Annotated in this window: 24 protein-coding genes; 16 read left to right on the top strand and 8 right to left on the bottom strand. The window is 41.1% G+C overall.

Annotated features, from left to right (window positions below; genetic code table 11):
* Positions 1 to 3 precede the first annotated feature (3 nt).
* On the bottom strand, positions 4 to 1,476 hold the full coding sequence (locus tag GPA07_RS12505) for an aminotransferase class I/II-fold pyridoxal phosphate-dependent enzyme (RefSeq protein ID WP_008361867.1): 1,473 nt from the start codon (positions 1,474 to 1,476) through the stop codon (positions 4 to 6).
* A gap of 190 nt (positions 1,477 to 1,666) precedes the next feature.
* Between GPA07_RS12505 and GPA07_RS12500 the strand changes: the two genes are divergently transcribed.
* Positions 1,667 to 1,936, top strand: a complete 270-nt coding sequence (locus tag GPA07_RS12500) for a UPF0223 family protein (protein WP_008361865.1) — start codon at positions 1,667 to 1,669, stop codon at positions 1,934 to 1,936.
* A gap of 228 nt (positions 1,937 to 2,164) precedes the next feature.
* Here the strand turns inward: GPA07_RS12500 and GPA07_RS12495 are convergent, their stop codons facing one another.
* Positions 2,165 to 2,800 carry a DUF1054 domain-containing protein gene (locus GPA07_RS12495; protein ID WP_008354772.1) on the bottom strand — a complete coding sequence of 212 codons (636 nt, stop codon included), beginning with the start codon at positions 2,798 to 2,800 and terminating at the stop codon, positions 2,165 to 2,167.
* A 288-nt stretch (positions 2,801 to 3,088) separates the two neighbouring features.
* Between GPA07_RS12495 and GPA07_RS12490 the strand changes: the two genes are divergently transcribed.
* Both GPA07_RS12490 and GPA07_RS12485 read left to right on the top strand, forming a co-directional pair.
* Positions 3,089 to 3,277, top strand: coding sequence for a hypothetical protein (locus GPA07_RS12490; RefSeq protein WP_008354770.1), 189 nt, complete (start codon positions 3,089 to 3,091; stop codon positions 3,275 to 3,277).
* Between the two features lie 132 nt (positions 3,278 to 3,409).
* A complete protein-coding gene (locus tag GPA07_RS12485; protein WP_008354768.1) occupies positions 3,410 to 4,216 on the top strand; it encodes an inositol monophosphatase family protein in 807 nt (268 codons plus the stop codon).
* 576 nt (positions 4,217 to 4,792) lie between these two features.
* On the opposite strand, the gene GPA07_RS12480 is transcribed toward GPA07_RS12485, so the two are convergent.
* A complete protein-coding gene (locus GPA07_RS12480; RefSeq protein ID WP_008354767.1) occupies positions 4,793 to 5,428 on the bottom strand; it encodes a hypothetical protein in 636 nt (211 codons plus the stop codon).
* Positions 5,429 to 5,773: 345 nt separating this feature from the next.
* Between GPA07_RS12480 and GPA07_RS12475 the strand changes: the two genes are divergently transcribed.
* A protein-coding gene (locus tag GPA07_RS12475) for an IS3 family transposase (RefSeq protein ID WP_157291940.1) occupies positions 5,774 to 6,927 on the top strand; the annotation gives its coding sequence in 2 pieces (ribosomal slippage) (positions 5,774 to 6,047 and positions 6,047 to 6,927; 1,155 coding nt in all).
* 66 nt (positions 6,928 to 6,993) lie between these two features.
* On the opposite strand, the gene GPA07_RS12470 is transcribed toward GPA07_RS12475, so the two are convergent.
* Positions 6,994 to 7,173 (bottom strand): DUF5325 family protein, encoded by a 180-nt coding sequence (locus GPA07_RS12470; protein WP_157292613.1) that lies wholly within the window; start codon positions 7,171 to 7,173, stop codon positions 6,994 to 6,996.
* Between the two features lie 113 nt (positions 7,174 to 7,286).
* Between GPA07_RS12470 and typA the strand changes: the two genes are divergently transcribed.
* Positions 7,287 to 9,125, top strand: a complete 1,839-nt coding sequence (gene typA, locus GPA07_RS12465; RefSeq protein ID WP_008354762.1) for a translational GTPase TypA — start codon at positions 7,287 to 7,289, stop codon at positions 9,123 to 9,125.
* 97 nt (positions 9,126 to 9,222) lie between these two features.
* The gene (locus GPA07_RS12460; protein ID WP_051009092.1) at positions 9,223 to 9,504 is read left to right on the top strand and encodes a YlaH-like family protein; all 282 of its coding nucleotides are present in this window, start codon (positions 9,223 to 9,225) and stop codon (positions 9,502 to 9,504) included.
* Between the two features lie 29 nt (positions 9,505 to 9,533).
* On the opposite strand, the gene GPA07_RS12455 is transcribed toward GPA07_RS12460, so the two are convergent.
* Entirely contained in the window at positions 9,534 to 9,764 is a 231-nt protein-coding gene (locus GPA07_RS12455) for a YlaI family protein (RefSeq protein WP_008354758.1), read from the bottom strand.
* A 103-nt stretch (positions 9,765 to 9,867) separates the two neighbouring features.
* Complete coding sequence (locus GPA07_RS12450; protein WP_008354755.1) at positions 9,868 to 10,485, bottom strand: YhcN/YlaJ family sporulation lipoprotein; 618 nt, start codon at positions 10,483 to 10,485, stop codon at positions 9,868 to 9,870.
* 140 nt (positions 10,486 to 10,625) lie between these two features.
* Between GPA07_RS12450 and GPA07_RS12445 the strand changes: the two genes are divergently transcribed.
* Entirely contained in the window at positions 10,626 to 11,948 is a 1,323-nt protein-coding gene (locus GPA07_RS12445) for a PhoH family protein (protein ID WP_034738124.1), read from the top strand.
* Between the two features lie 15 nt (positions 11,949 to 11,963).
* Here the strand turns inward: GPA07_RS12445 and GPA07_RS12440 are convergent, their stop codons facing one another.
* On the bottom strand, positions 11,964 to 12,446 hold the full coding sequence (locus GPA07_RS12440) for a hypothetical protein (protein WP_008354751.1): 483 nt from the start codon (positions 12,444 to 12,446) through the stop codon (positions 11,964 to 11,966).
* Between the two features lie 120 nt (positions 12,447 to 12,566).
* Here GPA07_RS12440 and glsA point away from each other — a divergent pair, with 120 nt between their 5' ends.
* From glsA to GPA07_RS12415, 5 genes are all read left to right on the top strand, one after another.
* On the top strand, positions 12,567 to 13,496 hold the full coding sequence (gene glsA / locus GPA07_RS12435; protein WP_008354749.1) for a glutaminase A: 930 nt from the start codon (positions 12,567 to 12,569) through the stop codon (positions 13,494 to 13,496).
* Positions 13,497 to 13,618: 122 nt separating this feature from the next.
* A complete protein-coding gene (locus tag GPA07_RS12430; protein WP_008354747.1) occupies positions 13,619 to 13,900 on the top strand; it encodes an Fpa/YlaN family protein in 282 nt (93 codons plus the stop codon).
* Positions 13,901 to 14,106: 206 nt separating this feature from the next.
* Positions 14,107 to 15,318, top strand: coding sequence for a putative lipid II flippase FtsW (gene ftsW, locus GPA07_RS12425; RefSeq protein WP_008354745.1), 1,212 nt, complete (start codon positions 14,107 to 14,109; stop codon positions 15,316 to 15,318).
* 79 nt (positions 15,319 to 15,397) lie between these two features.
* Positions 15,398 to 18,844: a pyruvate carboxylase gene (gene pyc, locus GPA07_RS12420; RefSeq protein ID WP_157292611.1), complete on the top strand. Its 3,447-nt coding sequence runs from the start codon at positions 15,398 to 15,400 to the stop codon at positions 18,842 to 18,844.
* A 99-nt stretch (positions 18,845 to 18,943) separates the two neighbouring features.
* Positions 18,944 to 20,377: a cryptochrome/photolyase family protein gene (locus GPA07_RS12415; protein WP_157292609.1), complete on the top strand. Its 1,434-nt coding sequence runs from the start codon at positions 18,944 to 18,946 to the stop codon at positions 20,375 to 20,377.
* A 37-nt stretch (positions 20,378 to 20,414) separates the two neighbouring features.
* Here GPA07_RS12415 and GPA07_RS12410 read toward each other — a convergent pair whose 3' ends face one another.
* Positions 20,415 to 21,338: a COX15/CtaA family protein gene (locus tag GPA07_RS12410; RefSeq protein ID WP_008354740.1), complete on the bottom strand. Its 924-nt coding sequence runs from the start codon at positions 21,336 to 21,338 to the stop codon at positions 20,415 to 20,417.
* 550 nt (positions 21,339 to 21,888) lie between these two features.
* On the opposite strand from GPA07_RS12410, the gene cyoE reads away from it, so the two are divergent.
* From cyoE to ctaE, 4 genes are all read left to right on the top strand, one after another.
* Complete coding sequence (gene cyoE / locus GPA07_RS12405; protein WP_157292607.1) at positions 21,889 to 22,806, top strand: heme o synthase; 918 nt, start codon at positions 21,889 to 21,891, stop codon at positions 22,804 to 22,806.
* A gap of 279 nt (positions 22,807 to 23,085) precedes the next feature.
* A complete protein-coding gene (coxB, locus tag GPA07_RS12400) occupies positions 23,086 to 24,153 on the top strand; it encodes a cytochrome c oxidase subunit II (RefSeq protein WP_008354735.1) in 1,068 nt (355 codons plus the stop codon).
* Positions 24,154 to 24,342: 189 nt separating this feature from the next.
* The gene (gene ctaD / locus GPA07_RS12395; protein ID WP_034738121.1) at positions 24,343 to 26,214 is read left to right on the top strand and encodes a cytochrome c oxidase subunit I; all 1,872 of its coding nucleotides are present in this window, start codon (positions 24,343 to 24,345) and stop codon (positions 26,212 to 26,214) included.
* The gene (ctaE, locus tag GPA07_RS12390) at positions 26,214 to 26,834 is read left to right on the top strand and encodes a cytochrome c oxidase subunit III (RefSeq protein WP_008354731.1); all 621 of its coding nucleotides are present in this window, start codon (positions 26,214 to 26,216) and stop codon (positions 26,832 to 26,834) included. The genes ctaD and ctaE overlap by 1 nt, the downstream gene beginning before the upstream one ends.

Here is a 26,834-nt window from a genome sequence, read left to right as displayed (position 1 = left end):
TTTTTATAAAATCGGTTTTTGTTCCTTAATGACGCGGATCATGTCTAGTGTTGAATCTTCAGGTCCTTGCACAGGAAGACCAATTTCAATATTTTTAAAGACATACGAGATATTTTCTTCTGTGATAATTTCACCCGGTATAAAAATGGGAATGCCTGGCGGGTACACCATGACGAATTCTGCAATAATACGGCCAGCCGCTTCTTTAAATGGAACGACCTCCGTTGTTGCGTAAAAAGCATCACGCGGTGTCATGGCAAGAGACGGGATCTCAGGCAGTAACACTTCTGTTACCGCTTGTTTGCGGCCTTCAAGCGCAGAGGCTGCGGCAATCTCCTCCATAGCCGTTACAAGAGTATCAATCGTCTCATCAGAATCTCCAGGAGTTACGATACATAAAATGTTGTACAGGTCCGAGAGTTCCACTTCAATTCGGTAGCTTTCTCTCAGCCATTTTTCAACATCATGTCCATTTAGCCCAAGGTCTTTAATCGAGATAATTAGTTTCGTTGGGTCATAATCGTAAGTAGAAGCTGAACCGAGAATTTCTTCACCAATACAAGTAATCCCATCAATTTTATTCAAACGGCTTCTCGCTGATTCCGCTAAACGAATGGCTTCATCTGCAAGTGCCTTTCCTTCAGTGGCTAATCGCTTTCTAGCGACATCAAGTGACGCTAAGAGCAAATAAGAAGTGGACGTTGTTGTCAGCATGCTCAAAATGGATTGTACACGATCCTTTGAAATAAGCCCTTCCTTCATATTTAAAATAGAGCTTTGGGTAAGGGAGCCGCCAAGTTTATGGACACTTGTTGCCGCCATATCGGCACCCGCCTGCATCGCAGATAACGGAAGCTCATCGTGAAAATGTATGTGAACACCGTGTGCTTCATCCACAAGGACAGGTACATCAAATGAATGGGCAATTTCTACGATTGTTTTTAAATCAGCTGAAATGCCAAAATACGTTGGGTTAATCACAAGCAGCCCTTTTGCATCTGGGTGTTCAGTCAGTGCTTTTTTAGCTGACTCTGGCGTAATGCCATGTGAGATGCCAAGCTCTTTGTCGATGTCTGGGTGAATAAAAACAGGCACTGCACCAGAAAATACAATGGCAGACATAATCGACTTATGGACGTTACGCGGAACAATGATTTTATCCCCGGGTCCACAGACAGTCATCACCATTGTCATAATCGCGCCGCTTGTTCCTTGAATGGAGAAAAACGTATGGTCAGCACCGAATGCTTCTGCTGCGAGCTCTTGTGCGTCTTTGATCATCCCTCGAGGTGAATGTAAATCATCAAGAGGTTCTATATTAATAAGGTCAATGCTTAATGCATTGTCTCCAATGAATGCTCTAAATTCAGGATCCATTCCGGCTCCTTTTTTATGGCCTGGAATGTGAAATTGGACTGGATTGCTTGAAGCATGTTTTTTTAGTCCAGTGTATAAGGGTGTATCATGTTGTGACAATTGCTTTCCCACCTTCATCGAAATACCTGCTATTATTATACCAATAACAGCAGATTTCATTGCATAAAACAAAAGAATTATATTATGAACTGATCGGAATGTAAAGCATAAAATCGATCGGTTTCTGATCAAACTGATGCTATAATAAAAGTTCAAATAAGAAATGCGTGTTAAAGTGAGGGACAAGTAAATGGAATATCAATATCCAATGGATGTCGACTGGACAACTGAGGAAAAAATGGCGGTCATTTCGTTTTTTCAAGCGGTTGAAAAAGCATATGAAAAGGGAATCGCCAAGCAAGAGCTATTAAAGGCTTATCAACAATTTAAAAAAGTTGTGCCATCGAAAGCTGAGGAAAAGACGCATTGTGCGGCGTTTGAAAAGGGAAGCGGGTATTCCCCTTATCGCACAGTGAAAAGTGCCAGAGAGGCAGAAGAAACAACGCTAATACGTATGTGAAAAAACGAGCCGACATAGGCTCGTTTTAGCGTGTAGACAAACCCTCGCATTCTTTGTCAGTCCTGCGTGCCGGTGCTCACGAATGTCAAATTCGCTCCGCGGCGGTACTCATCCTTCCTAGACTGCAAAGGTTTTCATGTCACACTAAAAAGAGGACAAAGGGCTAAAATCAAGATCATTTTAGCCCTTTGTCAATAATCTGAAACGAGCCGACATAGGCTCATTTTTTTATACGGATTCTTTTTGTGTAAAGCGGTATAGATAAGTTAACGTTCGGAAGGCATGTTCGATCTTTGATAGGAATTCTTCATTATTCATTTGAACGACCTCTTCTCGGGGCAGTTGGATGCCGCAAAGGAGCTCCGCTTTCTTGACGGTTTGAACACGTTCAAACAGTGTTTTCAGCTGTTCAGCATCAAGTTCGCTGTGACGGAGTACATCTGGTTTCATATGATCTTTAGACCAAACAAAGTCTTGCGGAATCTTCTTTTGAATCGTGTCCAGCTCTTTTTCGAATAATTGCCCATACTCACCTTTTACTGGAGATTCATAAATGAGCGCAAACCATACAAATACATGAGTTTTCCAAAGCCCAATTTGAAAATGAGGGAGCTTTTTATACCCTCGTTTGCTGTTTGCAAAAGCAACCCACGTATCATTTGGCGGGTTGACTGATCTTCTCGCATGCTTTGCGACGTGAACAAACATTTCGTCTCCTGTAATAGAAGAAAGAAGCGGTGCAAAATGTTCACCAAGTGCCTCAAGCTTTGGTCGGACTCTTTCTTTTAATACGGTCATCCGTTCATCTAAACCGTCAACTGTAAATGTTTCAAAATCTTCATCTCTAAAACGCATCTCAGCCATGTTATGCCTCCTGTATCTTTTCGTTGATCATATTTTATCATAGCTTGGGTCAAGCTCAAAAAAAGATGCACCGCCAGGTCAAAGTTGACGGAGGACAGGGTGCCGGAGTTTAAACATATCGAATTTGTGGTACATAACAAATAGGTAAAGACACAATTTTCAGAATGTCGTTGCGGTTATGCGATCGCTTCATACGATATAAGCAAGAACCAATTCTCTTATGAATTGAATTTTTTATCAATGAAAACTGACAAGGAATGAATCATTCTCTGGAAGGGGCGTTGACCAATGAAGCAAATCGTGAAGCCTGGGTATAGACAAGAGAAGAAGAATCGCATCGCTGTGTGGAGATTAGAGGTTGACTATGAGCTTTCTACGCTTCATGAAGCCATCGAGCAAAAAGATGATATCCAAATTGAACGCAGCAAACGAAAGCTTGAGCGCCTAAGAAAAGAATGGGAGCAGCTCCAAGGGTAAAACAAGGGGAGGTAAAAACGAACCAAGTCATCGGTTCGTTTTTGTATGAAGCTGCTTTTTTCTTGCTTTTACGTACATAATATCAGTATGCTAATACAAATAGGTCTACATAGAAAAGAGGTTTACAGTCTGATGACAAACTGGGTGGAAATTGACCGTCTTGCAAAGCTTTGGGTGAAAGAAGCGGGAGGCCGCATTAAGGCATCCATGCAGGAAGGTCTATCAATTGAAACAAAATCAAATCCAAATGATCTTGTCACAAACATCGATAAAGAAACAGAACGTTTCTTCATTGAAAAGATTCAGTCGACATTTTCAGATCATCACATTTTAGGAGAAGAGGGCCAAGGGGAAGAGGTGACCTCTCTTGACGGGATTGTCTGGATCATAGATCCAATTGATGGCACAATGAACTTTGTCCATCAAAAACGAAATTTTGCCATTTCAATTGGGATATTTGAAAATGGTGTGGGGAAGATTGGTCTTATTTATGACGTCATTCATGACGAACTCTATCATGCGGTCAAAGGAGAAGGGGCCTACATGAATGATATTTTACTTCCGCCTTTAAAAGATGTTGCCATTGAAAAGGCCATTGTTGGTATTAACCCGACATGGGCGATTGAAAGCCCGCATTTTGACGCCAAGCCATTTGCCCGTCTCGTACGCGACGTCAGAGGGACACGAACGATCGGATCAGCTGCGCTTGAGCTTGCTTATATTGCAAGCGGCAGAAGTGACGCATATGTCACGTTAAGGCTTGCGCCGTGGGATTATGCGGCCGGCTGTGTGCTCTTGGACGAGGTAGGGGCTGTTTATTCAAACATTCACGGTGAACCACTCACCTTCCTAGATAAAAATAGCATTGTTGCCGGAAATCGATCCATTTGTGAAAAAATCTTGCATGATTACATAAAAGGAAGCGGAAATAAAAGATAAAACAAACCATCACTTCATTCTAATGGAGTGATGGTTTTGTTTGATATAAAACTTTTTGATAAGAGAAATGTCCATACGATTGAAACTTTAAATTGATGTTAAGGCTTGTGAACAGATGTTTGATTTGCTTAGTGAGGTATCCTCTGATTTTATTTCAAGTGAATACAACAAAACATTCCAAAAAGATTAAATAGAATGTCCTCAAATTAAGAGGCATTCAAGGGCTATCTTAGAAATCGCAAGTGAAAGCACTTTTCTTTAAGTTAGATGAGAGTTGAAATGAACGATACATTGGGTGGAGTTTAAAGTGAGTGATGAATGAATCCTCTATATAGAAGGAGCTAGTGAATAAACAAGTATATTGACATGTGAAAATGTTATCATCTTTATCGAGAAACGAAAGGGACGATTCCTCTCATGAAGATGCTGGATGACCATGGATCAAAAAAGAAAGTTCGAAATGCGCTACTATAGAAAGCTGTTATTACGGGCGGGTATCGTATACGTTATCATGCTCATTATATATTGGATAAAATAAAGAACCCCCATCTGGATGAACCAGATAGGGGGCTAAGATTAGCTTAATTTTTCTTTAGCCATTTGAACGGCATCAAAGAAAGTTTTAAGTTGGTCTTGAGGGAATTTTTTGATTAATTGGTTTAAAACCATTAATTCAGTAGAGCTGAACCCAAGACTTTTTGCGATTTTTTGATCAATGACAACATTTCCTTTTTTGTCAAGAACGATAGCGTCTCCAGCAAGATCAGCAAGTCTGATCGCTGAGTTGAAAAACTTTTCAAATTTAGTCGCTTCTTCTTGAGTAAGACCAAGTTCAACAGCTTTCTTAGCATCAAATACTAACTTTCCTTTTTCGTTTTTAGAGATACTTTCACTGAAAACGATTGTAAGAACAGCTGCACGATCTAAGAATTTCTCAGCAGCAGCAGCTTCTTCTTCAGTAAGACCAAGCTCAACAGCTTTCTTAGCATCGAATGTGTAAGTATTGTCTTCCTCGATAAATGAATTAACGAGGATACTAATAACACGCTCGTTCTTCTCCAATAAATCTTTAATAATTTGTTGCTGCTCAAAAGGAATCCCTTTGAAAGTTGCAGCACTTGCTTGCCCAGGAGCTACTGTTGTGAAAGTAAAAATGATAGCTAAAGCGAAAAATACAACAGAGCTGAGCGATTTGCTCAAAAACTTCTTCATGCTTCTTTTCTCTCCCTTTTCTGTTAAATTTTGTTGCAAGAACAGCATACCATGAGAAACTTTGTGGAAGAATAGGAAAAATGTAACTTTATGTTTGAATTTGGAGAACTATAAAAGTTCTTGTCGAAAAATGGAAGAGTTCAGATTGCTTACATTTGCCAACTATATATGAAGTTTTTAGTTGAATCATCAGGATTACATAGGTGGTTGGTCTTGATTTCACCCAAAATAAAAAGCCTTCTACATGTAGAAGGGACTGACCCCATAAAGTGAGACAAATAAAAACACCTTTAAGTTGAAAATCGGGTATATCATATCTGAAAACAATTTGGAGGTGTTTTTTGTATGGGAACAAGAGTCAGTTACCCCGCAAGTGTAAAAGAAGAGGCGGTTCAGATGAAGTTGGCAGGAGTCTCAACAAAAGAAATCATGGACAAGCTAGGAATTAAGAATAAAACACAAGTGAAAACTTGGATGAAATGGTATCACAATGGTGAAACCCACCGGTTTCATCAACCTGTTGGAAAGCAGTATTCATACGGTAAAGGACCTGAATACCAAGATGAAAACGAGAGATTGAAAACAGAAAATCGCTATCTAAATCAACAAATAGACATATTAAAAAAGTACCGAGAATGGGAAAGGTGGTGGAAAAAGAAGCACTCGTGTCGATCTACGAAACGGTAAAAGATAAAGTGAGTGTCAGTGAATTCTGTCAGCTATTTGAAGTGGCTAAATCAACATTTTATCGTTGGAAAAAACAAGATCATCATCACTCAGAGCAACATGGGTTAATCAAGCTTATTTCAACACTTTGTAAGTTGCACAAGTATACGTATGGGTATCGTAAAATAACGGCTCTTCTACGCAAAGAAATGAAGATTAACCATAAGAGAGTACAACGAATGATGCAAACCTACGGTTTGCAGTGTCGTGTGAAAGTGAAAAAGCGTAAACAGACCGGTCAACCCTATTACATTGCAGAAAATCACTTAAAACGAGATTTTTCTGCGACAAAGCCACTTGAAAAATTGGTGACTGATATCACGTATTTGCCATTTGGGCAAAAAATGCTTTATCTATCCAGCATAAAAGATTTATATACAAGTGAGGTTGTGGCTTATACGATTGGTGATAAACAGGATGTTTCTCTTGTTTTAGATACATTGAAGCAGTTAAAGACACTGCCTAAAGGCTGCGTACTTCATAGTGATCAAGGTTCGGTCTACACTTCTTATGCTTATCAAAAGGAGATAAAGGAAAAAGGCATTACCATGAGCATGTCCCGTAAGGGAATGCCCGCTGATAATGCTCCCATCGAATCCTTCCACTCAAGTTTAAAATCAGAAGGATTTTATCTCCACCACCTGACAAACACTACAACAGCCATTGTAGAAAAAACAGTCAGGGAGTATATTGATTATTATAACAATATCCGAATTCAATTGAAATTAAACAGCCAGTCACCAAAAGAGTTTCGGCAACTGGCTGTTTCGTAAAGGTGTTTTGATCCCTGTCTCAAAAACGGGGGTCAGTCCCAGAATGTAAAAGGCTTTTGATAAATTTTATGATGGTACGTTTAATTTTCTTTTTAATGTAAATCCTGTACCCATGAAAATCATGGCGAACACAATACTTAAGCAAGTTCCCAGTATGCTTTTTTCTGCAACAGATACCCCAATAAACGCCATACTGACGACTGCAAGTAATGCACATAATAATAGAAGCCATTTGATTTGTTTCATTTGTCTCCATCCCTTTTTTTAGAGTTAATATAAGTTTACAGAAAAACGATCGGCATTTAAAGGGGATTGTGATATAATATGAAAGTTATCTAATTATTTTAGGAGATGAAAATGTGAAACTTCGAAAAGACCTTCGCAACATCGCAATTATTGCCCACGTTGACCATGGTAAAACGACGCTTGTTGACCAATTGCTCCATCAAGCTGGTACTTTCCGTGCGAATGAAAATATCGCTGAGAGAGCCATGGATTCAAATGATTTAGAGCGAGAACGCGGTATTACAATTTTAGCTAAAAATACTGCGATCCATTATAAAGATACACGCATTAATATTTTAGATACACCAGGACACGCCGATTTCGGTGGTGAAGTTGAGCGTATCATGAAAATGGTAGATGGTGTACTTCTCGTTGTGGATGCATATGAAGGCTGTATGCCTCAAACACGCTTTGTGCTGAAAAAAGCACTTGAGCAAAACTTAACACCAATTGTTGTTGTGAATAAAATTGACCGTGACTTTGCACGTCCTGCTGAAGTAGTCGATGAAGTCATTGACTTGTTCATTGAACTGGATGCAACAGAAGAACAGCTTGAATTCCCAGTTGTGTATGCATCAGCAATCAATGGTACAGCAAGTAACGATGCAAGCAAGCAAGATGAAAACATGGAATCGCTGTTTGAAGCGATTGTCAACCACATTCCAAGCCCAATCGACAACCATGAAGAGCCGCTTCAATTCCAAGTGGCACTACTTGATTACAATGATTATGTTGGAAGAATTGGAATCGGCCGTGTATTCAGAGGAACCATGCAGGTTGGCCAGCAAGTTGCTCTAATGAAAGTAGATGGCAGTGTAAAACAATTCCGCGTGACAAAGATTTTTGGTTTCCAAGGGTTAAAACGAGTGGAAATTAACGAAGCGAAAGCTGGAGATCTTGTCGCAGTATCTGGTATGGAAGACATCAATGTCGGTGAAACAGTTTGCCCGGTAGAACACCAAGAGGCACTGCCGATCCTTCGTATTGATGAGCCGACACTTCAAATGACATTTGTTGTCAATAACAGCCCGTTTGCAGGCCGTGAAGGAAAATACGTGACATCACGTAAAATCGAAGAGCGTCTAGAGCAGCAGCTTCAAACAGACGTAAGTCTTCGAGTAGATCCAACGAGTTCACCTGATGCTTGGGTTGTATCTGGACGCGGGGAGCTCCACTTATCGATTCTGATTGAGAATATGAGACGTGAAGGATTTGAACTGCAAGTATCGAAGCCAGAAGTTATTGTAAAAGAAGTGGATGGTGTTCGATGTGAGCCTGTAGAACGTGTTCAAATTGATGTGCCAGAAGAGCATACTGGCTCTGTCATGGAATCAATGGGCGCAAGAAAAGGTGAAATGATTGACATGATCAATAATGGTAATGGTCAAGTTCGCCTGATCTTTACAGTTCCATCACGTGGTCTAATTGGATATACAACTGAATTTCTTTCATTAACTCGTGGTTTTGGTATCTTGAACCATACATTTGACAGCTACCAGCCAATGCAGTCTGGTCAAGTCGGCGGACGCCGTCAAGGTGTACTTGTTTCAATGGAAACAGGTAAAGCGACTGCTTACGGAATCCAAGGCGTTGAAGAGCGCGGTGTGATCTTCGTTGAGCCAGGTACTGAAGTATATCAAGGAATGATTGTTGGTGAGCACAACCGAGAAAACGATCTTGTGGTCAACGTGAGCCGTATGAAACAACAAACAAACGTACGTTCAGCGACAAAAGATCAAACGGTTAGTATGAAAAAACCACGTATTATGTCACTTGAGGAATCTCTTGAGTACTTAAATGAAGACGAATACTGTGAGGTTACACCTGAATCTATCCGTCTAAGAAAGAAAATCTTAGATAAAAACGAGCGTGAGAAAGCAGCGAAGAAGAAAAAGCTAGCAGGATTATCTTAAACCCATGAAGAATTAAAAAAGATAGAACCCTGAAAGATAAGGGGAGGGAATCTTTTTGAATGATCAGGAAGTAAGTGAGAATCTATCCTTTTTCGCGATGCTCTTTCGTGTCGATGAAAACCCGCAAACAGGGATGTGGCTCCTGTATGGCACCATCCTTGTTTTAGCGATTATTGTTTTTAAGCTCGGCTTTGCTAGACGCTTACCGATTTTAAAAGCGCTCGTCATTTATTTGTTTTTGATTTTTGGCTGCACGTTCCTCACCTTTCTAGGAATCTTCTTGCCAGTAGCAGAAGGCCTAGTTGTGGCAGCTGCCATTTTAATTATTTATAAAATAAGGCTGCATCGTGCGAAAAAAGAAGGAACAGTGAGTACGTAAAAAAGACCTGAACATGTGTCAGGTCTTTTTTATGTCTTTTGTTCTTTTTTTTCTTTTTTCTTCTTTTTATCTTTCGTCGCAGGATCTTGATAAAGAGAGAATCTGCCGGTTTTGATGCGTGCTTCTGTCTTTACTTTAATTCTTTCTTGGCAGTCATCGCACATATATGTATGAATCGGTCGATTTCTTAAACGCTTAGCAACGAGTGTATCATCATCAATGGTTTCAAGCTTTTCACATAATGAGCACTTCACTCTCATCATTTTCACCTCACTTTAATGCATTTATTATAGCATGTTTTCTAATCCACTTGAAATCAGTAGAGAAAACGGCTTATATCCCAGGAGATATAAGCCGTTTTCATTATTTTTTCTGATTCATATGATGGTTTGATTGATCATTTTGATTTTTTTCTAACTGCTTTTGATCTTGTTGTTTGAGCTGATCATTCGGCTCATTTGTTGGATCTGTTTCGTTACGGTCGATTTCATTTCGAGGCATCTCTGGCATAACGCGCCCAACAATGGCTGCCAGTTCATCCATAATCCCGCTTACGGGACGGCCTGCTTGAATTTCCTTGCCCATTTCCTTTAAACGGCTCACTGTATCTGGATCAGCGACCACAACAGCATTCGCACCATCTGGATCATTCTTCAGTGCTTTAGCAACTGAATATTTAATGGTTTCTACTTTGCTTCTATCTAAATCATCCTTTACATCAATGCCGACGACAGCATAGCGGCCGATTACGATGGCTGTAGCATCATTTACATCTGCTACGTGCTCAGTCACATTCACTAGATGCTGCGCCACATCTGTTGATGGGCGGGCTTGATCGGGGTTTTTCTTGGATGAGTCTGATACGCGTACTAAGTGCTGGTTTCCGTTTTGCTGGTCTTGAGCCAAAGGCTTCTCCTGGTGCTGGCAAGCGCCTAAAAAAAGAATGGTTTGAATCATGAATAATGTAAAAAATAGTCGCATGTGTATTCCCTCCTTCACAAACTGCATGATTTATTTTATTGTTGAATTAACCTTCTAACTTTATTCATGAAAACATATATTTTAACAATCGTTTTTGGAAAGACAAAGATGAATGAAACCCCGATCAGGAGGCGAAGGACCTGAGTAAAATTTATGTATTAGACACAAATGTGTTATTACAGGATCCGAATTCAATCTTTTCATTTGAAGACAACGAGGTTGTGATTCCGGCCGTTGTGTTAGAAGAAGTAGACTCTAAAAAAAGATATATGGACGAGGTTGGGCAAAATGCACGGCGCGTCTCACGTTTAATTGACGGATTGAGATCTAAAGGAAAACTACATGAAAAAATCACGCTGGAGTCAAAAGGAACGCTGCGTATTGAACTGAACCACCGCTCTTTCCATGAACTTCAAGAAATTTTCATCGAAAAAACAAACGATAATCGGATTTTGGCTGTTGCAAAGAATTTGAGCTTAGAGGAAGAAACAAAGCCGCATGGCCGGCCGGTGATTTTGGTCAGCAAGGATGTCTTAGTTCGAGTAAAAGCGGATGCGATTGGTCTGCAAGCAGAGGATTTCTTAAGTGATCGTGTGCTACAAAACGAAGACATTGATAACGGCTATCATGAGCTCTATCTTCCAACTGAGCAGTTGAATACATTCTATAAGCAAAATCAATTACCTATAAAAGACGTCACCAATGCCCGGTTAAATCCGCATCAATTTGTCATTATGAAGGGAAATGAAGGCGGTTCTGCTGTGGGCATGCTTGATCAAAAAGCAGAATATGTAAAGCGGCTCATTTATGACCAAGAACATATTTGGGGAATTCGCTCAAAAAATGTCCAGCAAACGATGGCGCTAGAGCTGCTTTTACGCCGCGATATTCCGCTTGTGACACTTATCGGAAAAGCGGGAACAGGCAAAACGCTACTTGCACTCGCTGCTGGATTAATGCAAACAGAGGACCTCGGGATGTTTAAAAAGCTCATCGTGGCCCGCTCTATTGTTCCTGTCGGGAAGGACCTCGGCTACTTGCCAGGCGAAAAAGAAGAGAAGCTCAGACCATGGATGCAGCCGATCTATGACAACCTGGAATTTTTATTTAATACAAAAAAACCTGGGGAACTCGATGCGATCTTAGCGGGGATCGGTTCAATCCAAGTGGAAGCTTTAACGTATATTCGCGGGAGAAGTATTCCGGATCAATTTATCATCATAGACGAGGCGCAAAATTTAACAAAGCACGAGGTGAAAACGTTATTAACACGAGTCGGAGAGGGTAGTAAAATTGTGCTGATGGGAGATCCAGAGCAGATTGATCACCCTTATTTAGACAGCTTCAATAATGGGCTCACATATGTCATTGAGCGCTTTAAAGGCCAGCAAATATCTGGACATGTCAAGCTTGTCAAAGGAGAAAGGTCTGGACTTGCACAGCTTGCAGCTGATTTGTTATAGTCCAGACCCGCCATCTTATGTAATGATTAACTCTTTGACTCCTTTAATTGGTTGAGTGATGTTGGACTGATCCGCGAAATAGACGTGGATTGGTCCTTTTTCTGTGATAGGCTTTCCGTTTTGACTGAAATGGGCAATGCTTTCCATCGCCTTAGCGAGAGGCGCAGCAATCGTTTCTGTTTCTGTGACAAATTCACACGTCTTCGCTTCTTCAAACGGTTCTGCATTTTTCAGCATGTCGCCAAGCTTCATACCAAAGCTGCCTGTGACGAGTCTTTCTTTTTCGTACTTCTTCTCTGTTTTTAATGTAGGCGGAAGTGTTTGACCTTCTCTTATGACCCGCTCTTGATCAAGCTCGTGATCCAGCTGAGTATCTTCACTTGCTGCACCTTTCTCAAAAAATGAATCCATTAAAAACTTGCGGTCATCAAAAATCCATACACTTGGATCAATGGTGATCTTGTACCGTACGTTCCCCTTGATTTGAATAATGCTCATGTTCAAGACAACCCCTTTCCACCTTAAATTATAGAAGTTTTCACATGCTTTGTCACTTTCATAAACATGCATCTCCTTGTACACACTAATCTTACATGAAAGTGAGGGAGGATATTGAGCATGGCATGTCGTGACAATGAAGAACTTCAGCGATTTGTAGAAGAAGCAAAAAAAGTAGCCAAAGATGGCAAAGTAGCATCCTATATTCCTGCTCTCGGTAAAGCGGATCAGACGGATTTATCTGTGGCTGTTTATCATGTAAGTAATACTTGCCACTCAGCAGGGGATGTTGATAAACGGTTCACCTTGCAAAGTATTTCGAAAGTATTAGCTCTGGCACTCGTGCTCTCAGAAGAAGGGCCCAAAAAAGTGTTTCAATATGTTGGCCAAGAACCGACAGGCGATCCATTTAATTCGATGATTAAGCTTGAGACAGCAAGCCCCAATAAGCCGCTCAATCCAATGATTAATGCAGGAGCGCTGGCCGTCACAAGTTTAATAAGAGGTGCAACGCCGCAAGATCAGCTCAACCGCTTGCTCGCTTTTATTAGAGAGCTTGCCAATGACAAAAGCATTACATACTGCAAAGAAACAGCCGCATCCGAATTTGATACATCAATGATTAACCGAGCCATGTGCTATTATATGAAGCAATATCATATCATTAAGGGAAATGTAGAAGATGTCATGGACGTTTACACGAAACAGTGTGCCATCGTGATGAACAGCTTGGATTTGGCGAAAGTGGCTTGTGTTTTTTCATTAGACGGCAGGCACCCAGAGACTGGGAAGCAAATCCTTTCAAAAGATGTCGCTAGAATTTGTAAAACCTTTATGGTCACTTGCGGAATGTACAATGCAAGCGGAGAATTTGCCATTAACATTGGAATTCCCGCCAAAAGCGGTGTTTCAGGTGGTATTATGGGGGCAGCGCCATATGATTTTGGTATAGGTATTTTCGGACCTGCTCTGGATGAAAAAGGGAATAGCATTGCGGGTATTAAGCTGCTTGAGCTCATGAGTGAAAAATATGAGATGAGTATCTTTTAATGACGAATGGCTTCTTTTTATTTTTACAAAGCGAACTGTACAAATCTGCTTGCAATTTTGGGCGTTTCGCTTTATGATAAATAGAAGAATTAGGTACTCGCCTGGGGAACGGAGGGATACTTTTGGCGTCAGAAATTTTAGTCGATCATCGGCAAAAAGCACTGGCTTTATTAAAATTGGATGCAGATAAAATTTTAAAATTGATCCAAGTGCAAATGGACAACTTAACGATGCCGCAATGTCCTCTTTATGAAGAGGTTTTAGATACTCAAATGTTCGGATTATCGAGAGAAATTGATTTCGCTGTCCGGCTTGGATTAGTTGATCAACATGAAGGCAAGAAACTACTCGATAAGCTTGAGAGAGAGCTTTCCGCACTTCATGATGCGTTCACAAGAAAATAATGATTGAAAACTCAAACTTCCACCACATAAGTTTGAGTTTTTTTGTCCGCCATTTTATTTTGATTGATGGCAAACGGACTTGATTCTCTCATGAAAGACGAACAATATAAAAGAGGTAAAACGAGATCAAACGGAGAAAATGTAGTAGAATAAGAACAGCTAAGAGGATATACAACAGTAGAAATAGACGTTAGGAAGAGGATTATATGTTAAAGAGAATGCTAAGATCGTATGACTACTCATTATTGTTCGCCATTATATTAATTAGCGCATTCGGTTTGGTGATGGTGTATAGCTCAAGTATGATTACTTCTGTTATCAGATATGATGCCGCTCCAGATAATTTTTTCAAGAAACAGCTTTTATTTATGATTGTCGGGGCGGTCATCTTAATCTTTACAGCCCTCATTCCGTATCAGCTGCTCTTAAATAAAAAGTTCCAAATTGTGATGCTTTTGCTAGCTGTGTTTTCTCTGATTTATGTGTACTTTGGCGGTCACATTGCAGGGAATGCCAGAAGCTGGATCAAATTAGGCCCTTTTAGTCTGCAGCCAGCGGAATTCGTAAAAATCGTCGTCATTATTTATCTTGCTGCTGTCTATGCCAAAAAGCAGCATTATATTGATCATATTTTAAGAGGAGTTACACCTCCAATTGTGGTTGTCTCCATCCTATGCGGATTTATTATTTTACAGCCAGACTACGGGACAGCTTTTATCATCGGCATGATTGCCCTGGCGATGATTTTATGCTCAGGCTTTAGCGGTAAAACGCTTGCGAAACTGTTAGCTCTATTTAGTGCAGTGATGGTCGTTGTGACGCCGTTTATTATTCTTTTTTGGGATAAAATTTTCACGCAGAATCGTCTTGGACGTTTTGAGAGTTTCCAAGATCCATTTAAAGATGCAGGCGCTTCTGGGCACCAATTGATTAATTCATATTATGCGATTGGATCAGGCGGCTTTTTTGGTCTTGGTCTTGGAGAGAGTGTTCAAAAGTATGGGTACCTTCCAGAGCCTCATACAGACTTTATCATGGCGATCATATCGGAAGAGCTTGGCTTTTTCGGTGTATTTTTTGTTATTGCTCTGCTTGGCTTCATTGTCGTGAAAGGTTTTTATATTGCAAGAAAGTGTGAAGATCCGTTTGGAAGTTTGCTTGCAATAGGAATATCTTCAATGATTGCGATTCAAACGTGTATTAATTTGGGCGGTGTTTCAGGACTTATTCCAATTACTGGGGTCACACTTCCGTTTATCAGCTACGGTGGGTCCTCTATTATTTTACTGAGTGGATGTATGGGAATATTGCTGAATATCAGCATGTTCACTGAATATAAAGAGCGTTATAAAAAGAAAAAATCAATCAGCAAACCATCGATTCAAAAAAGTGGAATGCAGAAAACTTCGAATCTTTAGAAAACAAAAGTGTACAGTTTTCATTTCTTCCTTTATTATAGAGTACATATAAAATTTTAAGGGATATGGAGGAGTGAGAATGTCACAGAGAACAATTCAAAAGGTTCTAGTTGCAAACAGAGGGGAAATCGCTATCAGAGTCTTTAGAGCCTGTACGGAGCTCAATTTACGTACAGTAGCCATTTACTCCAAAGAAGACTCAGGTTCTTATCATCGCTATAAAGCGGATGAAGCATATCTAGTTGGAGAAGGGAAAAAGCCGATTGATGCCTACCTTGACATCGAGGGGATCATCGAAATTGCAAAACGAAATGACGTGGATGCGATTCATCCAGGATACGGATTTTTATCCGAAAACATTCATTTTGCAAGACGATGCGAAGAGGAAGGCATCCAGTTTATCGGTCCAACTTCTCAGCACTTAGATATGTTTGGAGATAAAGTAAAGGCAAGAGATGAAGCGAAAAAAGCTGGAATTCCAGTCATTCCAGGAAGTGACGGGCCAGTTGGTTCGATCAAAGAAGTCGAAACATTCGGTGAAGAATACGGTTACCCGTTTATCATTAAAGCTTCACTTGGAGGCGGCGGCCGAGGTATGCGGATTGTCAGATCGAAAGAGGAGCTAAGTGAAGCCTATGACCGTGCAAAGTCAGAAGCGAAAGCTGCTTTTGGAAATGACGAAGTATACGTTGAAAAGCTGATTGAAAATCCGAAACATATTGAAGTGCAGGTGATTGGGGATAATCACGGCAATATCATTCATTTATATGAGCGTGACTGCTCTGTTCAAAGGCGTCATCAAAAAGTCATTGAGGTTGCACCAAGTGTGTCACTTTCAAAGCAATTACGTGAAGACATCTGCGAAGCGGCTGTTCAGCTGGCGCGAAATGTGTCGTATGTCAATGCCGGGACTGTAGAATTCCTAGTCGCCAATGGCGAGTTTTATTTTATTGAAGTCAATCCAAGGGTACAGGTCGAGCATACAATCACAGAAATGATCACAGGTGTCGATATCGTTCAAACCCAAATTCTTGTTGCTAAGGGATATGACCTACATAGCAAGGAAGTCGGTATACCAAAACAAGAAGATATCTTTACACATGGATATGCCATTCAATCAAGGGTGACAACGGAAGATCCTTTGAATGACTTTATGCCGGACACAGGAAAAATTATGGCTTACCGTTCAGGCGGCGGATTTGGTGTACGTCTTGATACAGGGAATAGCTTCCAAGGTGCGGTCATTACACCTTATTACGATTCACTTTTGGTCAAGCTGTCCACGTGGGCTCTTACATTTGAGCAAGCTGCTGCTAAAATGGTTCGAAATTTACAAGAATTCAGGATTCGCGGCATTAAAACCAACATCCCATTTCTTGAAAACGTCGCAAAGCATGAGAAGTTTCTAAAAGGGGAATATGATACATCATTTATCGATTCAACACCAGAGCTATTTAACTTCCCTAAGCAAAAAGACCGCGGAACAAAAATGTTAACTTATATTGGCAACGTTACCATTAACGGGTTCCCGGGTATTTCCGAAAAAAAGAAACCTCATTTTGACAAACCAAATGTACCGAAGCTGCCTGTCCATCAAGAGATTCCGTCTGGAACAAAACAATTGTTAGACACGCATGGACCTGAGGGGCTCGCCAATTGGGTAAAAGATCAAAGCGGCGTCCTTTTAACAGATACAACCTTTAGAGATGCACATCAATCTTTGCTTGCGACACGCTTTAGAACACATGACTTAAAGAAAATTGCCCAGCCAACAGCCGGATTATGGCCAGAGCTGTTTAGTATGGAAATGTGGGGCGGTGCTACATTTGATGTGGCGTATCGTTTCTTGAAAGAAGATCCTTGGGAAAGGTTGAAAGAACTTCGTCAAGAAGTGCCAAATACCTTGTTCCAAATGCTTTTAAGATCATCGAATGCTGTCGGATATACAAACTATGCGGACAATGTGATTCAAGCATTTGTCAAGGAATCAGCAGAGGCGGGCATTGACGTGTTCCGTATTTTCGATAGCTTAAACTGGGTCAAGGGCATGACGCTTGCCATTGATTCTGTTCGTGAATCAGGCAAAGTCGCCGAGGCAGCCATTTGTTATACGGGAGATATTCTTGATCCATCACGTCCGAAGTATGATCTGACCTACTATGTCTCTCTTGCAAAAGAGCTTGAAACCGCAGGTGCTCATATTTTAGGCATTAAAGATATGGCGGGATTACTGAAACCGCAGGCAGCTTACGAGCTTGTATCTGCTTTAAAAGACGAGCTCACCATTCCAATCCACCTTCATACACACGATACGAGTGGAAATGGACTATTCACCTATGCAAGAGCGATCGACGCAGGTGTTGATATTGTTGATGTTGCGGTCAGTTCGATGGCGGGGCTTACATCACAGCCAAGTGCAAGCTCATTATATTATGCGTTAGATGGACATGAAAGAAAGCCAGAAATGAATGTCAAAGCGGTAGAACGTCTTTCTCAATACTGGGATTCTGTCAGAAAATATTATCATGAGTTTGAGAGCGGTATGAATTCACCGCATACAGAAATTTATGAGCATGAAATGCCTGGCGGCCAGTATAGTAACCTGCAGCAGCAGGCGAAAGGTGTCGGCCTTGGCGACCGCTGGAATGAAGTGAAAGAAATGTACAGACGTGTGAATGACATGTTTGGTGATATTGTCAAGGTCACACCTTCCTCTAAAGTGGTCGGAGACATGGCGCTTTATATGGTGCAAAATGATTTGACAGAAGAGGATGTCTACGAAAAAGGAGCAACACTGGACTTTCCAGATTCTGTTGTTGAATTATTTAAAGGCTATTTGGGACAGCCGCATGGCGGATTCCCAGAAAAACTGCAAAAACTGATTTTAAAAGGGGAAGAGCCGATCACTGTAAGACCTGGTGAGAAGCTCGAGCCAGTGGACTTTGAAGAAATTAAAAAGCAGTTCAAAGAATCACATGATCTAACGTTGACAGAACGAGATGCCATTGCCTATGCCTTATATCCGAAAGTCTTTTCTGAGTTTGTTCAAACAGCAGAAAGCTATGGGGATATCTCCGTTCTTGATACACCAACGTTCTTCTACGGGATGAGACTTGGTGAAGAGATTGAGGTAGAAATTGAAAAAGGAAAAACCCTCATTGTCAAACTGGTGTCTATTGGAGAACCGAATCCAGATGCTACAAGAGTCCTTTACTTTGAGCTGAATGGACAGCCGCGTGAAGTGGTGATTAAGGATGAAAGCATTAAATCCTCTGTTCAAGAAAAAATGAAGGCGGATCGCTCAAATCCAAATCACATTGCTGCTTCAATGCCTGGCACTGTCATCAAAGTGCTTGTTGAAAAAGGACAAAAAATTTCACAAGGTGAGCATCTGATGATCAATGAAGCCATGAAAATGGAAACAACGGTACAAGCACCATTCTCTGCAGTCGTAGATGAAATTCATGTCACGAATGGAGAGCCGATTCAAACCGGTGATCTGCTGATTGTTTTAAAACCTGAATAATGAGAGAGACACATCCATCGCGATGTGTCTTTTTTTGAGCGCATTAAAATGTGCAGTGATCTGCAGGAGTGATTAAACTATAGGATGAGGTGAAGAACGTTGGAAATTGTCGTGATATGGTTTCGCCGAGATATGCGATTGGATGATCATACGGCCTTATCAAAAGCGATCACATACGCAAAAAAACATCAGTACCCATTATTTGCTTTTTATCATCTAGATCCATTTTTTACGGAGATGGAGCTGGATTTAAACAACGAACATTTCTTTCAAAACTTGGCTCATTTCGTCAAGGAAGCGAGAGAATCTCAAGTTTATGTTCACCTTTTCCACGATGATGTCTTGTCTGCCTTTCAGCAGGTCATGGATGTTTATGACATCAAAGCCGTCTTTTTTAATGAAGATCAAGTAGGAAACGGTCACAGGCGAGATAATCAAGTGACCAATTTTTTAGAAGAAAAGGGCATTCATGTGTCAAAGTGGCAAGATACCCACCTTCATGGGGCAAGAGATATTATGAAAGCGGATGGATTTCATTATCAAGTGTTTACTCCATACTATCAATCATGGCGGAAGCAAGAGAAGCAGCCTGTGATAAAAGTTGACAAAACATTCTTCTCTAGCGGGCATACGATTTGTAACGAGTCACTTTCGCAAAAAGGAGATGACAAATTAAGAGGCATCATCAAGAGGTGCGCAAGGAAATTTGATCAAATTGGCTCAGACAAAGCGATGAACACGCTCCATACCTTTATTCAAAAGAGACTGACGCATTATCATAAGAAACGGGATATTCCGTCTGTTTTCGGAACGAGCAAACTGTCTCGGTTCTTAAAAACAGGGACAATCTCTATCCGAACGGTCTTTCATGCTATTAATGAGGAAGCCCTTTATGAAGATGAGGGCAGGGAAACATTTATTAAAGAGCTGGCGTGGCGTGATTTTTATCATATGATTTTTGCGCATTATCCAAAGATGAAACAAAAAGAAATCAATCCTTCTTTTGAAGGGATCAAATGGAATGAAGATGAGGCACTTTTTGAAGCTTGGTGCAAAGGAGAAACAGGCTTTCCGCTCGTTGATGCGGGGATGAGGCAGTTAAATGAAGAAGGCTGGATGCATAACCGCTTGAGAATGGTGACGGCTTCATTTTTAACAAAGGATTATTTGATCGATTGGAGAAAGGGCGAGGCGTACTTTGCGAAAAAACTCGTAGATTATGATGAGGCTTCGAATATCGGAGGATTTCAGTGGGCAGCCTCTGTCGGAACAGACGCCGTGCCGTACTTCCGTATTTTTAACCCCACGACTCAGTCAAAGCGATTTGATTCAAGCGGCGAATATATTAGAAGATATGTACCAGAGCTGAAGCATGTGGATGAAAAATGGATTCACGAACCGAGTAAAATGCCTATAGATGAACAAATGAAGTCGGGATGCGTAATAGGGGATACCTATCCTCTGCCTACAGTTGATCATCAAGAAAGACGCAAGAAAGCCATTTCTCTATTCGAAGAAGCAAAAGGTCAATAAAAAAATTCCCCTTTCGTATGAAAGGGGGATTTATCTTTTACCTGAATGGCTCTTTGTTTTCATATTTAAACCGCGCAATGAGTAAGCAGAAGTAGCATAAGACACCAAACAAACAAGAAATAAAGAAGGAATGAGCAAGCGCATAACCTAGTGCAAGCTGAGAATAAACAGACATGATACCTGAAATCGCTTGAAGTGTAATCAGAATGGCTGAAATGATCCATCCGTAATACAGCTGCTTCTGTTCTTTATAATGTTTAATGGCATGGAACATAGCGACAAATATCCAGACGAATAAAAGAAGGGCTGCTGCTCGGTGAGACATTTGAACCCACTGATTGAAATACGCTGGAAGTGCGCCGTCTTTTGAACAAAACGGGAAGACAGAGCAGGCAAGACTTGATTTTGTATGTCTCACATAGGCACCTGTATACACGACAATATACGTATATGTGATCAACCCATAAATATGGAACTGCATTCTTTTGCCGATATAAAGCGGCTTCACAAGTTTTGTTTCAGATCTGGTTGCTTCAAACACAAGAAGCGCAAGCAATAAGACGGAAGCAAAAGAAATGAGTGAAATACCGAAGTGCAGTGCCATGACAAGTGCGTTAGAACCAAACACGACTGCGAGTGCCCCTAACAGCGCTTGAAGCAGTAAGAATATAATGGACATGATGACCAAAAATTTGGTTTCACGGAATACTGGACTAATTTTTTTCCAGCATAAGACCGCCAGTGCCAGTACAAGAATGGTGGACACTCCTGTTGACATGCGGTGGCTCCATTCAATGATGGAAGCAGGGTTCATTTCAGGGAAGAAACGACCGTGGCAAAGGGGCCACTGTCGACCGCAGCCAAGACCCGAGCCGGTTTTTGTGACAAGCGCACCGCCAATCAGAACGATCAGCATCACAAACGTTGTGACAACGCTCAATAGCCTTAAAGCAAATTTCATCAAATGATTTCACCTTCTCTAAAAAACTTCTGAATATAACAGATGGTTGACAAAGGGCTAACAAGACCTTTGCCTTCTTTTCAGCGTCATAGACAACCTTTGCAGTCTAGAAAGGGCGAGTACCGGAGCGTAATGACATGGATGAGCACCGGCACGCAGGACTGCGGGCGAATGCGAGGGTTTGTCTACACGCTGATACATGAAAACCTCACATGCTTTCAAGTTTAAGCCAAATGCGTGTTCTGTTGCAATTCATAATGACCAAAGTTCACAAAAAAATGATATGTTAGTTCACAAAGTTTACAGATTTAGAGTGCTTGATCTTTCTTTGACAGTCTGATAGAAATAGAGGAGAGAATATTTCATTTTGCACTGCCTTCTAAAACGCACATCCTCATAAATTCACGAAAAGTTCACAAATAACTTCAAGTTTGTCGTTTATTATTTAATAGGATGTTTTTTTACAGCTCTTTATCTTGTATGATAGAGTTGTAACGATTTTACGTTTTATTCGTTCGTTTGAAGGTTTGGGCAAGGGAGGTTATACACATTGGCAAATTCCAAAACAGCTGTAGATGCAGCTATTCATGGACAAATAGAAGAAACAACAGCTTTGAAAGATTTTCTTGCACTAATTAAAATGGGCATCGTCAATTCCAATTTCATTACAACATTTACTGGAATGTGGCTTGCTTTTTATTTTACAGATATGAGTTTCCTTGGGAATCTTGATATTGTTCTGTTCACAATGATTGGTTCTTCTCTTATTATTGCCGGTTCATGCGCCATTAATAACGCGTTTGACCGTGATATTGATATACTAATGGAAAGAACAAAAACAAGACCGACGGTGACAGGTAAAATTCAGCCGGGGCAAGCGTATGCATTTGGCATTTTGCTTGTCGTACTTGGACTCATTATGCTTCTGATGACAACCGTTACATCAGCAGTGATTGGATTGATTGGTGTCTTTACTTATGCAGTTCTATACACGATGTGGTCTAAACGCCATTACACCATCAATACAGTCATTGGGAGTGTATCAGGTGCAGTTCCACCATTAATTGGCTGGACAGCTGTTACAGGCACAATCGACACAACGGCTTGGGTCCTGTTTATGATTATGTTCATCTGGCAAATCCCGCACTTCTTGTCACTTGCGATTAAGAAAACGGAGGATTACCGCAAAGCAGGTATTCCAATGCTTCCAGTCGTCTATGGCTTTGAAGTCACAAAACGCCAAATTATCATTTGGACAGCATGTCTTCTCCCGCTTCCATTTTTCTTAAGTGGATTAGGGTGGCCGATTGTCGCACTTGGCACATTGCTGAACATTGGATGGCTGGTGATTGGTCTTATGGGCTTTAAAATGAAAGACATCATGAAGTGGTCAACACTCATGTTCGTTTATTCATTAAACTACTTAACCATCTTTTTCGTTGCGATGATTATTATTACACTATTCTAGAGTGAAATACACTTTGATCACATCAAAACAATGGCTATATCTTATAACACAACATTTTCTTACAACTATGAAAGCCGCCTGATATTCTGTTCTATTTAGGCGGCTTTCTGTTTATACATAGATGGTATTTTGAGTAAAAACATCATTTTTTTATGAAAAGAGGAAATGTAAGTGCTTTTATAAGGGGCGGGGGTTATTGATGGGTGAAAGGTGATTTTATAAATAAGAGGTAAAAAGCGAAAGGCAAAGGAGATCAAGCAAAAGGGGTTGGGACAAATTATGATAAGAAAATGGCGTGTTTATTCACTGTTTCTCTTACTGACGATCGTTTTGGCCGGCTGCGGTGAACCATACTTATCAACACTCAAACCAGTTGGGGAAGTAGCAGATAAACAGTTTTTCCTAACGGTACTGAGTACACTTATTATGGTTCTTGTCGTCATTGTTGTATCGATCATTTTCTTTTACGTCATCATTAAATTCAAACGTTCTAAAGTGGGAGAAGATACGATTCCAAAACAGGTGGAAGGGAACCGCAACCTAGAAATTACGTGGACAGCGATTCCAATTCTTCTACTCATTATTCTCGTTGTACCTGTTGTGGCATACACGCTTGAGCTAGGGGATACAAGCGCTATGGATAAGAAGAAACGAGATCCTGAAAAGACACTTGTTGTGAATGTAAGAGCCAGCTTATATTGGTGGGAATTTGAATACCCTGATTATGGGATTGTCACAAGTCAGGAATTGATTGTACCGACTGACCAAAAGGTATACTTTAAGCTGAAAGCATCTGATGTGAAACACTCTTTTTGGGTTCCATCGGCTGGGGGTAAAATTGATACAAATACAGACAACGAAAACAAGTTTTATTTAACCTTTGACTCAAAACGAACGAAAAATGCTGGAGAGTATTTCTACGGGAAATGTGCGGAGCTTTGCGGCCCTTCACATGCTTTAATGGACTTTAAAGTTAAAACGCTTTCTCAGGATGAGTTTTTAGGGTGGACGAAAAAGATGGCGGATTATCAAAAGCCTTCATCTACATCAGATTTGGCCCTTGAGGGTGAAAAGCTCTTTAAAGAGAAAAACTGCTTAAGCTGTCATGCGGTAGAGCCTAGTGATGAACGGCCGGAGGCGGCAAGGACGGCTCCAAACCTTGCAACCTTCGGAGAGCGGACAAAAGTAGCTGGGATCAAAGACATGAACAAAGAAAATGTCAAGGCTTGGCTGAAAAATCCAGAGAGCTTTAAACCAGGCAATAAGATGACAGGGACGTACCCTAAATTAAATGACTCAGAAGCGGATGCACTCTACGAGTATTTAAAAGGTCTGAAAATCGAGTGATGTCTTGAACAGCCTTTGAAGCTGTGCACGTTCAAAAGGGTATGTGATCTATGTGAAGTTTTTGTTAAGAGCTCCCGAATAAGTTCTACATCCAAGAAATAGTCATCTGTCAGACACAGTCTGTTTGAGAGATCGTGAAGATAGACATTGATATGAAAAGGGGCAAATGGGAGATAAGAGGGGGATTTCATGGTGAATACAATAGCTAAAAAGCGGGGGTTTGGCGCTGTCTTATGGGATTACTTGACGACGGTTGACCACAAAAAAATTGCCGTACTGTATTTAGTAGCAGGGGGATTTTTCTTTTTGGTTGGCGGTCTGGAAGCAATGTTTATCCGTATTCAGCTAGCCATCCCAGAAAATGATTTTGTAAGTGCAGGGGTTTACAATGAAATCATGACCATGCATGGAACGACGATGATTTTCCTTGCAGCAATGCCGCTTTTATTTGCATTAATGAATGCGGTTGTACCAATTCAAATTGGTGCACGTGACGTAGCATTTCCGTTTGTGAATTCACTAGGTTTTTGGCTCTTCTTTTTCGGAGGGATTTTCTTAAACCTTGGCTGGTTTATGGGCGGGTCACCTGATGCGGGCTGGACTGCCTATGCGTCGCTCACGCTGAATTCAGAAGGGCATGGCATGGATTTCTATATTTTAGGCTTGCAGATAGCGGGTATTGGAACGCTGATTGCCGGTATTAACTTTCTTGTGACGATTATTAATATGAGAGCACCTGGCATGACGTATATGAGAATGCCGCTCTTTACCTGGACGACATTTGTTGCATCTGCACTGATTTTATTCGCATTCCCGCCGCTCACAGCAGGGCTTGCGATGCTGATGCTTGATCGAATGTTTGATACGAGCTTTTTCAATCCAGAGCTCGGAGGGAATACGATCATCTGGGAGCATTTGTTCTGGATTTTCGGACACCCGGAAGTATATATCTTGATTCTGCCGGCATTTGGAATCTTCTCTGAGATCATTCCTGTGTTTGCAAGAAAAAGATTGTTTGGTTATTCATCCATGGTATTTGCCACTGTATTGATTGGTTTCCTTGGGTTCATGGTATGGGCGCATCACATGTTTACAACGGGACTTGGACCAATTGCAAATGCGATCTTTGCTGTAGCCACAATGGCGATTGCGGTACCAACCGGAATCAAAGTGTTCAACTGGCTGCTCACTATATGGGGCGGTAATGTGAAGTTTACGACGCCAATGCTGTATTCTGTTGCGTTCATTCCGTCGTTCTTACTTGGCGGGGTAACCGGGATCATGCTTGCAGCAGCAGCAGCAGATTATCAGTTCCATGATACGTACTTTGTTGTGGCGCATTTCCACTACGTCATTATCGGTGGGGTGGTATTCGGAATTTTAGCAGGTGTGCATTATTGGTGGCCGAAAATGTTTGGGAAATTACTGAATGAGAAACTTGGAAAAATTGGCTTTGTGTTCTTTTTCATCGGTTTCCATTTAACGTTCTTTATCCAGCATTTCCTCGGCTTATGGGGCATGCCGCGCCGGGTATTTACGTTCCTGCCGGGACAGGGTCTCGAGCTTGGGAATTTGATCAGTTCAATTGGGGCACTGTTTATGTTTGTGGCAGTCGTGATTATGCTCATTAACGTCATCTGGACAACGGCAAAAGGAGAGCGGGTGTCGAGCGATCCTTGGGGAGATGGAAGAACCCTTGAATGGGCAGTCACTTCACCTCCGCCAGAATATAACTTTAAGCAGCTACCGCTTGTACGAGGCCTTGATCCATTATGGATTGAGAAAATGGATGGTAGAAAAGGAATGACAGCATCTGAACCGCTCGATGATATTCACATGCCGAATAATTCCATCTTGCCTATCATTATCTCATTCGGTCTATTTGTGTCAGCGTTTGGTTTCATGTATCGTCAAGAGCACGACTGGGGTCTTCCAGTGATTTTCATTGGTCTTGGCATCACATTTACGACCATGCTGGTCAGGTCTCTTAAAGATGATCATGGATACCATATTCACAAAGAAGATTTGACGGATGACGATGATAAAGGGGTGAAAGCATAATGGAACCACAAAAAATGACAGCGGAAACCTTTCCGGCTTCTCCAGAGAAAGCCACGTTAGAAGGAAAGAATAAGTTCGTCGGGTTCTGGTTGTTTCTTGGGGGAGAAACCGTCCTGTTCGCATCTTTGTTCGCCACTTACTTGGCGCTGAAAAATTCGAATGCAGGCGGAGCAAAAACAACCGAAATGTTTGACCTCACACTTGTCTTTATTGCCACAATGCTCCTGTTAACGAGCAGTTTAACGAGTGTGTATGCCATGTATCATATGAAAAACTTTGCCTTTAAAAAAATGCAGCTTTGGCTCGGTGTCACTGTTCTTTTAGGTGCTGGATTTTTAGGGGTTGAAATTTATGAGTTTTATCACTATGTGCATGCGTATGAATTTACCATTACCAGCTCTGCACTTGGCTCTTCCTTCTATACACTTGTAGGAACACACGGAGCTCACGTTGCATTCGGGCTTTGCTGGATCACCGCTCTTATGATTCGGAATATGAGACGCGGACTCGATTTATACAATGCACCAAAATATTATGTGGCAAGCCTTTATTGGCATTTCATTGATGTTGTGTGGGTCTTCATCTTTACCGTTGTATATTTAATGGGAATGGTGGGATAA

The sequence above is a fragment of the Bacillus sp. ms-22 genome (genome assembly GCF_009759805.1).
GTDB classification, from domain to species: domain Bacteria; phylum Bacillota; class Bacilli; order Bacillales; family Bacillaceae; genus Bacillus; species Bacillus xiamenensis.
Note: the sequence above shows the minus strand (reverse complement) of the source record. Positions and strands in the feature narration are given on the sequence as shown.